General features: G+C 36.0%; 1 protein-coding gene. It reads left to right on the top strand.

The features are described 5' to 3' along the window. A partial coding sequence (locus AAON49_RS00075; RefSeq protein ID WP_502942865.1) for an FIDD domain-containing protein occupies positions 1 to 450 on the top strand: 450 nt, incomplete at both ends.

The raw sequence follows: 450 nt of genomic DNA, 5'->3' as shown, positions 1-450 counted from the left end.
TGCTACTGTAGAATTAAAACAATGTGATAATGATACTGATGGGTTCTCTGTATTCAATCTTAATGAAGCTGCTACAGATATCTCTACCAATTACATCAATGAGACATTTATCTTTTATGAAACTCTAGCTGATGCTCAAGCAAATACAAACCCTATTGCTAACCCAACTACTTACACAAATCAAGTTGTAACAACAGATACTGTTTGGGCTCGTGCAATCTCTTCTTTTGGTTGTTATCGTATTGCTGAAGTTACGCTTACTGTTTCTACCACTGGAATACCTGCTACATTCCAACGTACATTTAATGTTTGTGACGATTTCTTAGACATCGATGGAAATGATAATGCCAATAATGATGATACTGATGGAGTAACCACTTTTGACTTTAGCTCTGTAACGGCAGAAGTACGTGCGTTATTTCCTGTAACACAACAATTAACAATCACCTA

This window comes from Pseudotenacibaculum sp. MALMAid0570 (assembly GCF_040151415.1).
Taxonomy (GTDB): domain Bacteria; phylum Bacteroidota; class Bacteroidia; order Flavobacteriales; family Flavobacteriaceae; genus Polaribacter.
Note: the sequence above shows the minus strand (reverse complement) of the source record. Positions and strands in the feature narration are given on the sequence as shown.